4 protein-coding genes are annotated in these 1,751 nt (G+C 62.0%); all 4 read right to left on the reverse strand.

The window, feature by feature from the left end; translation table 11 throughout:
* Positions 1 to 218, reverse strand: a 218-nt coding sequence (locus tag EDF46_RS18810) for a type II toxin-antitoxin system RelE/ParE family toxin (protein WP_148061309.1), incomplete at its 3' end; no start/stop codon positions are given.
* Positions 215 to 463, reverse strand: a complete 249-nt coding sequence (locus tag EDF46_RS17880; protein WP_123508047.1) for a type II toxin-antitoxin system Phd/YefM family antitoxin — start codon at positions 461 to 463, stop codon at positions 215 to 217. The genes EDF46_RS18810 and EDF46_RS17880, both read right to left, overlap by 4 nt.
* A gap of 123 nt (positions 464 to 586) precedes the next feature.
* On the reverse strand, positions 587 to 1,186 hold the full coding sequence (locus tag EDF46_RS17885; protein WP_123508043.1) for a sigma-70 family RNA polymerase sigma factor: 600 nt from the start codon (positions 1,184 to 1,186) through the stop codon (positions 587 to 589).
* A gap of 86 nt (positions 1,187 to 1,272) precedes the next feature.
* The gene (locus EDF46_RS18490) at positions 1,273 to 1,539 is read right to left on the reverse strand and encodes a hypothetical protein (RefSeq protein WP_158614335.1); all 267 of its coding nucleotides are present in this window, start codon (positions 1,537 to 1,539) and stop codon (positions 1,273 to 1,275) included.
* Between the last annotated feature and the right edge of the window lie 212 nt (positions 1,540 to 1,751).

Raw genomic sequence — 1,751 nt, forward strand, 5'->3', positions numbered from 1 at the left:
ACAACAAGGAGGACGTCGTCCTGGATTGTGAAGATGATGCGGAAGTTCCCCACTCGCACCCGAAGCCCTGGCCGACCCTGCAAGGCTTTAGCGCCAGGCGGCCTGGGGTCGTGCCCGAGAAGAGCGATGGCGCCTTGAATACGGCGGGCGTCTTGGGGGTCGATCTTAAGGAGCGCTTTGACCGCAGCGGGACGCAGCTCGATGCGGTAGCTACTCATTCCCAGCCAAGGTCGGCCTTGACCTGATCCCAGGGAATGTTTGGCCCCTCCTCGGCCATGGCGTCATCGAACGCGTGGACATCCTCAACGTCTTCGAGGGCGTCCATCAACCGGTCGTACTGCTCCGGGCTGATCAAGACCGCGGCCGGTTTCCCGTGCCGTTCCAAAAACACCGCCTCCGTATGCGAGGTCTCAATCACTTCGGGCAACTTGCCCCGGGCATCACTGACACTGATCGTCGACATGCCTTGAGCGTACAAAACAAGGTACAGTTTGTACAGTGGCTAAACTGCACGCGGCTCAGCTGTAGCGCTCACGTCGCGACAGCACCGTGCAGTCCCTCTTCGTTGGGCCTGAGGACAACCCGGTTACGCCGCGTGGGTGAGGATGCCATCTGCCGCGGCCACGGCACGCAACTTGGTGAGAGCTCCTGTCATCCTGGACTTCACCGTTCCTACCGGCACACCCAATTGGGCAGCAATCTCGGTATGAGTGAGGTCGCCAAAGAACGCCAACTCGATCACTTCGCGTTGCAGCGCAGTCAGCTGGGTGAGAGCCACCCGGACGTCGTGGCGGGCGGCCCAGTCGTCGTGAATCCGGCCAAGCGCCGCAGTGCCGTGGTGGAAGTCATGAGTGCCCGCAAGGACCGTATAGGTGCGGTAAGTTTCGGACGCTCTGACCCGGTCGATTGCCCGAGACCGCGCCAACCGGTACAGGTACCCCCTCGCGGTGCCGCGGTCAGGGTGAAACCTGTACGGATGAGTCCATAGCTCCAAGAAAATATCTTGGACAACCTCCTCCGTCTGAGCCGGGTCGCGAAGAACGCGAAGCACCGCGGCAAAAAAACGTTCCCGCCATCCCCGGTACAGCGCTTCAAACGCCGTCTCATCGCCAGCAGCTAGGGCCACCAGAAGGGCGGCGGGATCGTCTAGGGATTGGTGGTGTGCCGTGACTAGGGTCGGGGACATGACGGTTCTCGATTGCAAAAGGGTTCCAGTGGGCGGCTGGTCCCAGATGACAGCCGGCCGGGGAAAGAAAGGGGGAACGGAGGCGCTTAGGCGACCGTGTCGAGGTGCCGGCCAAGGACAGCAGGCCAGGTGATCTCCGGGAGGCTCGTGCCGGAAGAACTCGAAATGACGTAAGTGTTGTTCATGGCAACCAGCTCCCCATGACCGACGACAAGGGCGCCGATGGTCTCGGCGATCTGCCACCGGTTTGCGGCAGTGGCCGACAACCGGATGATTCGACCGTCCACGTCACCGGACAGGGTGTGCCCGGGGGCGGGAAGGACAGTCAGTGGCTGAAACAGCACGGGTGACACGGTCACAGTTGGTCCGATCATTCAACCGAAGGGGCGCGCACCTGTTCGGGGAGGTGCGACACTGTTTTCGGATCTCCTCGGCAGTCAGGAGCGACCCTTCACCACCGGCGACGCCAAGCGAAAAAGAATTCGGGTCAGTGTCGCTGAGGGGGCAACATCGCCGGTGGGGGAGTGAACACGATCCTACGTGTCCCCCTAAGTGCTGACACCCG

Origin of the sequence: Frondihabitans sp. PhB188 (assembly GCF_003752365.1) — a bacterium.
In the GTDB taxonomy this organism is placed as follows: domain Bacteria; phylum Actinomycetota; class Actinomycetes; order Actinomycetales; family Microbacteriaceae; genus Frondihabitans.

What these genes read in the sequence shown, in the direction of transcription:
- EDF46_RS17880 (WP_123508047.1), bottom strand. Translation starts at nt 463, where the DNA reads ATGTCGACGATCAGTGTCAGTGATGCCCGGGGCAAGTTGCCCGAAGTG.
- EDF46_RS17885 (WP_123508043.1), bottom strand. Translation starts at nt 1,186, where the DNA reads ATGTCCCCGACCCTAGTCACGGCACACCACCAATCCCTAGACGATCCC.